This is a genomic window from Streptomyces sp. NPDC003038 (assembly GCF_040611115.1).
Taxonomy (GTDB): Bacteria; Actinomycetota; Actinomycetes; order Streptomycetales; family Streptomycetaceae; genus Streptomyces.
This window is the reverse complement of record NZ_JBEXNN010000072.1, coordinates 1-6,735: the sequence shown is the minus strand read 5'-3', so window position 1 is coordinate 6,735 and position 6,735 is coordinate 1. Positions and strand designations below refer to the sequence as shown.

Here is a 6,735-nt window from a genome sequence, read left to right as displayed (position 1 = left end):
CGGGCCGGCCGCAGATGCGGCGGGCCCGGCGTTCGTCATTGCGTCGCGGGCGGAGGTGCCCGCAGGGCGACTCCGGCCCCGCCCGCCCGGTTACGCCTCCGGGGGCGCGTCCTCGTCCGGCGGGGTCGCCGCCGGCGGCTGCGGCTCCTCCCCGGAGGGGTCCGGCTTGCGCTTCGGGGGGCGCGTCCGGCCGCTGGTGGTGTCCCGCAGGTACGAACCGTCGCCCGGCTCCGGCGCCGGCCCCGCCGCCGGGTCACGGCGACGCAGATACCGCTCGAACTCCCGCGCGATCGCGTCCCCCGACGCCTCCGGGAGGTCCGCGGTGTCCCGCGCCTCCTCCAGCGTCTGCACGTACTCCGCCACCTCGCTGTCCTCGGCGGCCAGTTGGTCCACCCCGAGCTGCCACGCCCGCGCGTCCTCCGGCAGTTCGCCCAGCGGGATCCGGATGTCGATCAGATCCTCCAGCCGGTTCAGCAGCGCCAGCGTCGCCTTCGGGTTCGGCGGCTGCGAGACGTAGTGCGGCACCGCCGCCCACAGCGACACCGCCGGGACGCCCGCGTGCGTACAGGCCTCCTGAAGGACCCCCACGATGCCCGTGGGACCCTCGTACTTCGTCTCCTCCAGGTCCATCGTCCGCGCCAGATCGGCGTCCGAGGTGACCCCGCTCACCGGCACCGGCCGGGTGTGCGGAGTGTCTCCGAGCAGCGCCCCCAGGATGACCACCATCTCCACGCCCAGTTCGTGCGCGAAGCCGAGGATCTCGTTGCAGAACGACCGCCACCGCATGGACGGTTCGATGCCGCGCACCAGCACGAGGTCCCGCGGCTTGGCGCCCTTGATCCGGACCACCGAAAGGCGGGTCGTCGGCCACGTGATCTTCCGTACCCCGTTGTCCAGCCACACCGTCGGCCGGTTGACCTGGAAGTCGTAGTAATCCTCGGCGTCCAGAGCCGCGAAGACCTCGCCCTTCCACTCCCGGTCCAGGTGCGCGACCGCACCGGAGGCCGCGTCACCCGCGTCGTTCCAGCCCTCGAACGCGGCCACCATGACCGGGTCGATCAGCTCGGGCACGCCCTCAAGCTCGATCACCCAGGTCTCCTTCCGAAGTTCCCTTGCGTACGTGGGCCAGCCTAAGCCTTGATGGGACACCAGCCACAGCCCACGGCAGAGGGGCGGTTCCCCTTGGAACCGCCCCTCTGCCCCACGGGTGTGGCACCTATGCCTTGTCGCCGAGCATCTCCTCGACGCGGCCGCGCACCTCGGCGTTGTCCAGGCCGCGGATGGTCACCGTCGTGCGGCGGCGCAGCACGTCGTCGACCGTCTCGGCCCACTCGTTGTCGCGGGCGTAGGCGACCTGTGCCCAGATCTCCGGGCCGTCGGGGTGGATCCGCTCGGCCAGCGCCGGGTCCTCGTTCGCGATCCGCGCGATGTCGAACGCGAGCGAACCGTAGTGCGAGGCCAGGTGGCGAGCGGTCAGCGGGTCCATCCGGCTGCCCGGCTCGCGGTCCACCAGGAGCCGGTGGGCGACCGCGTTCGGGTTGGCGACGCCGGGCAGCGGCACCCGGCGTACGAGCGACTTCAGCGGCTCCATATCCTCGGTCAGCGGGCTGCCCGGGAGCTTCGCCAGCTTGTCCATGACCACGCGGCCGATGTGGCGGTACGTCGTCCACTTGCCGCCGGCGACCGACAGCATGCCGCCCGCGCCCTCGGAGACGACCGTCTCGCGCTTCGCCTTCTCGACCCCGCCGGGGCCGCCGGGCAGCACCCGAAGCCCCGCGAAGGCGTACGTCATCAGCGAGCGGTCGAGGTCCGCGTCCTTCACCGAGAAGGCCGCCTCGTCCAGGATCTGCTGGATGTCGGCCTCGGTGGCGCGCACGTCCGCCGGGTCGCCCTCGTAGACCTCGTCGGTCGTACCGAGGAGCAGCTGGTCCTCCCACGGGAGGGCGAAGGTGATGCGGTACTTGTCGATCGGGGTGGCCATGGCGGCCTTCCACGGCGACTTGCGCTTCATGACGATGTGCGCGCCCTTGGAGAGGCGGATGGACGGCATCGAGTGCTTGTCCTCCATGCGCCGCAGGTGGTCCACCCACGGGCCGGTGGCGTTGAGCACCACCCGCGCGTCCACCCCGAACTCGGTGCCGTCGAGGCGGTCCTTGAGGTCGGCGCCCGAGACCCGGCCCCGCGTCATGCGCAGACCGGTGACCTCGGCGTGGTTGAGGACGACCGCGCCGGACTCGACGGCCGCGCGGACCGTCATGACCGCGACGCGGGAGTCGTTCATCTGGTGGTCGTAGTAGACGGCGACGGCCTTGAGGCTGTCCGTCTTCAGGCCCGGGTTGTCGGCGGCGGCACGGGCCGGCGATATGACCTTGCCCATGCCGTCGCCGAAGGCGGAGAGCGCCGAGTACGCGAAGACGCCCGCGCCCAGCTTCGCGGCGCCCACCGGACCGCCCTTGTACACCGGGAGGTAGAAGGTGAGCGGGTTGACCAGGTGCGGGGCCACGTCCTTGGCCAGCACCCGCCGCTCGTGGTGGTTCTCGGCGACCAGCTTGACCGCGCCGGTCTGCAGGTAGCGCAGGCCGCCGTGGACGAGCTTGGAGGAGGCCGAGGAGGTGGCGCCGGCGAAGTCGCCGGCGTCCACCATGGCGACCCGCAGACCCGACTGTGCGGCGTGCCAGGCCACCGAGGTGCCCAGGATCCCACCGCCGATGACGAGCAGGTCGTACGTGGCCTTCGCCAGCTGCTCACGGGTCTCGGCGCGGCTCGCGTTCGAGCCGGCGGTCGGGTGCGTACCCAGTGTGGGAACGCTCTGCAGGCTGCTCATATCCCTTGACTCCTACTTACTCGTCGATTGCGCCGGCCGTGCGGTCAGCTGGCGTCTTCGTCGTCGACCCAGCCCATGGACCGCTCGACGGCCTTGAGCCAGCTCTTGTACTCGCGGTCCCGCTGCTCGGCGGGCATCCGCGGGGTCCACTCCGCCGCGCGGCGCCAGTTGGCGCGCAGGGCGTCGGTGTCGGGCCAGAAGCCGACGGCCAGGCCGGCGGCGTAGGCGGCGCCGAGGCAGGTGGTCTCGGCGACCATCGGGCGCACCACGGGGGCGTCCAGGAAGTCCGAGAGCGTCTGCATCAGCAGGTTGTTGGAGGTCATGCCGCCGTCGACCTTGAGGGCCGCGAGCTCGACGCCCGAGTCCTTGGTCATGGCGTCGGTGATCTCACGGGTCTGCCACGCCGTGGCCTCCAGGACGGCACGGGCGATGTGCGCCTTGGTGACGTACCGGGTGAGGCCGGCGATCACACCGCGGGCGTCGGAGCGCCAGTACGGGGCGAACAGGCCGGAGAAGGCCGGCACGAAGTACGCGCCGCCGTTGTCCTCCACCGAGGAGGCCAGCGTCTCGATCTCGGCCGCGGACTTGATCAGGCCCATCTGGTCGCGCATCCACTGGACGAGCGAGCCGGTGACGGCGATGGAGCCCTCCAGCGCGTAGACCGGCTTCTGGTCGCCGATCTGGTAGCCGACCGTGGTCAGCAGGCCGCTGTAGGAGTTGATGAGCTTGTCACCGGTGTTCATCAGCATGAACGTGCCGGTGCCGTACGTGGACTTCGCCTCGCCCTCGGCGAAGCAGGTCTGGCCGAACAGCGCGGCCTGCTGGTCACCGAGCGCCGAGGCGACGGGGACACCGGCGAGGACGCCGTCCTTGACGTGGCCGTAGACCTCGGCGGAGGAGCGGATCTCGGGCAGGACGTTGAGCGGAACCTCCATCGACTCCGCGATGCGCTCGTCCCAGGCCAGGGTGTGGAGGTTCATCAGCATGGTGCGCGAGGCGTTGGTGACGTCGGTGACGTGCACACCGCCCTCGGCGCCGCCGGTGAGGTTCCAGATGACCCAGGAGTCCATGGTGCCGAAGAGGATGTCGCCGGCCTCGGCGCGCTCGCGCAGGCCCTCGACGTTGTCGAGCAGCCAGCGGACCTTCGGGCCCGCGAAGTAGCTCGCCAGCGGCAGGCCGGTCTCGCGGCGGAAGCGGTCCTGGCCGACGTTGCGGCCGAGCTCCTTGCACAGGGCGTCGGTGCGGGTGTCCTGCCAGACCAGCGCGTTGTGCACCGGCTCGCCGGTGTGCCGGTCCCACAGGAGGGTGGTCTCGCGCTGGTTGGTGATGCCGACGGCCTTGACGTCGGCCACCGTGAAGCCCGGAATGTCCTGGGCCGCCTTGGTGATGGCCCCGGCGACGACCTCCTGGACGTTGGTCCAGATCTCGGTGGCGTCGTGCTCGACCCAGCCCGGCTTCGGGAAGATCTGCTCGTGCTCCTTCTGGTCGACGGCGACGATGCGGCCGTCACGGTCGAAGACGATGCAGCGGGAGGAGGTGGTGCCCTGGTCGATCGCGGCGATGAACGGGCCGGTGCTGCTGGTCATGGTGGCTGCTCCTGGGAAGTCCGGTGGGCGAACGGCTTAGACGAACGCGAGGTTGTAGATACCCGCGGCGAGGGCGCCGCCGATCAGCGGGCCGACGACGGGGATCCAGGCGTACCCCCAGTCGGAGCCACCCTTGTTCGGCAGCGGCAGCAGCGCGTGGACGATGCGCGGACCCAGGTCGCGCGCCGGGTTGATGGCGTAGCCGGTCGGGCCGCCGAGCGAGAGGCCGATGCTGACGACGGTCAGGGCGACGATGAGACCGCCGAGCGTGCCGAGTCCCTTGCCGTCGTCGTTGAGGCCGAAGGCGAGTACCGCGAGGACGAGCACCAGGGTGCCGATGATCTCGGTGGCGAGGTTCTGCCACACGTTGCGGACCTCGGGGCCGGTGGAGAAGACACCGAGCACCGGGCCGGCGGCCGGCTCCGTCTTCTGGTCGACCAGGCCCGCGTGCTCGGACTTGGCGGCGACGATCTCCGGATCGGTGAGGTGGGCCTGGAACTGGCCGTAGTACGCCACCCAGGTCAGCGTGGCACCGATCATGGCGCCGAGCAGCTGGCCGGCGAAGTAGACCGGAACGTTGCTCCAGTCGCCGTCCTTGATCGCGATACCGACCGTGACGGCGGGGTTGAGGTGGGCGCCGGACAGGGTGCCGGTCATGTAAACGGCGACCATGACCGCGAAACCCCACCCGAAGGTGATCGCCAGCCAGCCCGCGTTCTGCGCCTTCGAGCGCTTGAGCACGACGGCGGCGACCACGCCGGCGCCGAGCAGGATGAGTACGGCGGTACCTATGATCTCGCCGATGAAGATGTCGGAGCTGGACACCCGCGACTCCTTTGTCATACGTCCAGGGGGTGGGCGGACACCGGTCCCGTCCGGCCGTCCGCGCACTCGGTGAGTGCTGCACCGGTCCTTGGCGTGTCACACCTTAACGCGTATTGCCGTCAGGTGTTCGACAATGCCGACCGGTGAACGGCAGTTTTCCGCCCGAGTGAAGAATGCGTCAAGGGGTGGCCAGGCCAAGGTGCCGGATCGTTACCACGAGGTACGATCGCCCAAATCCGGCCACGACTCGGCCGGTATATGGCTAAAAGAGGGCAGAAAGCGGCCAGGGAGCGGCTGCCACGCCTGCCCGGAAGCTCAGAACCGGCCTGCGCCGAGATCGCGTGAAACCGCACGCGCACAGTCCCGTACGGAGGCCACCAGGGCGGCATGGGGCTCCCCGGACTCCCCGCAGACCCGCTCCACGGCGCCCGCGACCGCCACCGCGCCCACCGGCATCCGGCGCCGGTCGTGGATGGGGGCCGCCACCGAGGCGATGCCGTCCCAGGTCTCCTCGACATCGGCGGCCCAGCCGCGCGCCCGGGTCAGCGTCAGGATCTCCTCGAACCCCGGGCCGTCCGTGACGGTACGGGGGGTGAACGCCTCGCGCTCCACCTCGTGGGCCTGGGTGTGGGCGACCGGGTCGTACGCCGACAGCACCTTGCCCAGGGCGGTCGAATGCAGCGGCTGCATGGCCCCGACCTCCAGCACCTGACGGCTGTCGTCGGGCCGGAACACGTGGTGCATGATCAGCACCCCGCTCTTGTGCAGCACCCCCACGTACACGCTCTCGCCGCTGGCCCGGGCCAGATCGTCCGTCCAGACCAGGGCGCGGGCGCGTAGCTCGTGCACGTCCAGATAGCTGTTGCCCAGGCGCAGCAGCTCCGCGCCGAGCTGATAGCGCCCGGAGGCCGGGTCCTGCTCCACGAAGCCCTCGGCCTGCAGGGTGCGCAGGATGCCGTGGGCCGTGCCCTTGGCCAGACCCAGTGAGGAGGCCACATCCGAGAGCCCCAGCCGGCGCTCGCCGCCTGCCAGGAGCCGCAGCATCGCAGCGGCTCGTTCGAGCGACTGGATGTTCCGTGCCATCGTGCAGCCTCCTGCTGACCGTACTGACCTTGTATGTCCATGGTGACGCGGTTCGACAATGCTGAACAGTATCGGTCGATGCCGACCTCCCGCATGGTCGGGGAAGTCTTCTAGACAACTCCGTCGGGACATCGAATCCGATACCCGGCAGGCCCCCGCCACAGAATGCAGTCCGCCACGTGGGACGCCCTCACCGGGTCCGGGGCCACGCGGTTACCCTGGCCGCGTGCACCCTTTGACACAGAGAGGGTGCAAAGCCGACAGCCGTCGCATCCCAGGGAGCACAAGCATGGCCTCGTTGCCGAACCCGCCCGCTGACACCCAGACCCGGGCCGATGCCCTTCGTGAGGCGCTGGCGACCCGTGTGGTCGTCGCTGACGGGGCGATGGGGACGATGCTCCAGGCGCAGGATCCGTC

At 70.4% G+C, this 6,735-nt stretch carries 5 protein-coding genes; all 5 read right to left on the bottom strand.

The annotated features are described in order from the left end of the window. Positions 1-90: 90 nt before the first annotated feature. The 5 genes from ABZX75_RS33650 to ABZX75_RS33630 all read right to left on the bottom strand — a co-directional run bounded on the left by ABZX75_RS33650 (position 91) and on the right by ABZX75_RS33630 (position 6,318). A complete protein-coding gene (locus ABZX75_RS33650; RefSeq protein WP_355417857.1) occupies positions 91-1,089 on the bottom strand; it encodes a PAC2 family protein in 999 nt (332 codons plus the stop codon). Between the two features lie 127 nt (positions 1,090-1,216). After that, complete coding sequence (locus ABZX75_RS33645) at positions 1,217-2,824, bottom strand: glycerol-3-phosphate dehydrogenase/oxidase (protein ID WP_355417854.1); 1,608 nt, start codon at positions 2,822-2,824, stop codon at positions 1,217-1,219. A gap of 44 nt (positions 2,825-2,868) precedes the next feature. Next, positions 2,869-4,410, bottom strand: a complete 1,542-nt coding sequence (gene glpK, locus ABZX75_RS33640) for a glycerol kinase GlpK (protein ID WP_355417851.1) — start codon at positions 4,408-4,410, stop codon at positions 2,869-2,871. Between the two features lie 36 nt (positions 4,411-4,446). Continuing rightward, positions 4,447-5,235, bottom strand: coding sequence for an MIP/aquaporin family protein (locus ABZX75_RS33635; protein WP_355417848.1), 789 nt, complete (start codon positions 5,233-5,235; stop codon positions 4,447-4,449). Positions 5,236-5,550: 315 nt separating this feature from the next. Beyond that, entirely contained in the window at positions 5,551-6,318 is a 768-nt protein-coding gene (locus ABZX75_RS33630) for an IclR family transcriptional regulator (RefSeq protein WP_355417845.1), read from the bottom strand. Positions 6,319-6,735: the final 417 nt, after the last annotated feature.

What these genes read in the sequence shown, in the direction of transcription:
- ABZX75_RS33645 (WP_355417854.1), bottom strand. Translation starts at nt 2,824, where the DNA reads ATGAGCAGCCTGCAGAGCGTTCCCACACTGGGTACGCACCCGACCGCC.
- ABZX75_RS33630 (WP_355417845.1), bottom strand. Translation starts at nt 6,318, where the DNA reads ATGGCACGGAACATCCAGTCGCTCGAACGAGCCGCTGCGATGCTGCGG.
- glpK (WP_355417851.1), bottom strand. Translation starts at nt 4,410, where the DNA reads ATGACCAGCAGCACCGGCCCGTTCATCGCCGCGATCGACCAGGGCACC.